The organism is Psychrobacter sp. Rd 27.2, assembly GCF_001921755.1.
In the GTDB taxonomy this organism is placed as follows: Bacteria; Pseudomonadota; Gammaproteobacteria; order Pseudomonadales; family Moraxellaceae; genus Psychrobacter; species Psychrobacter celer.
This window is the reverse complement of the sequence record NZ_MRYB01000084.1, coordinates 1-428: the sequence shown is the minus strand read 5'-3', so window position 1 is coordinate 428 and position 428 is coordinate 1. Positions and strand designations below refer to the sequence as shown.

Annotated in this window: 1 protein-coding gene; it reads right to left on the bottom strand. The window is 31.5% G+C overall.

Going from position 1 to position 428, the window contains the following annotated elements; all coding sequences use genetic code 11:
* Positions 1–7 precede the first annotated feature (7 nt).
* A partial coding sequence (locus BTV99_RS13535) for a hypothetical protein (protein WP_218607601.1) occupies positions 8–428 on the bottom strand: 421 nt, incomplete at its 5' end.

Genomic DNA, 428 nt, shown 5'->3' with positions numbered 1-428 from the left:
CCAATAGCTAACGATGTCCATGGCAAGCATAATAAAGATTATCGTGGTTATATTCTTTTGCTGATTCAGACTCTAAAGCAGCAAAGACTAATCTTGAGTCATAACCACCTGTTATATGAGCTATTTTCATGACCTCTTTACAGTCTAAAATAGAATTAACATTACTCTGGATCTCGTCTCTAGCATCTTCTAAGTTGTATTTATTATCGAAAATAATACATTCTGTTCCTGAATTCTTAAAACTCACTTTTCCATTGTCGATTTTAATATATGTATGGGTATCTAAAATAAAAATATCTTCATAGCTAGTTTGAAAAATACCACCTGTGCCTGTACATAATAGCTCAGTCATATAATCCATGCTTTTTTTAGGATTTATTCCATTCAGTTTTAATATATTTACTAAATCCCCCATGTCAGAGGAACAT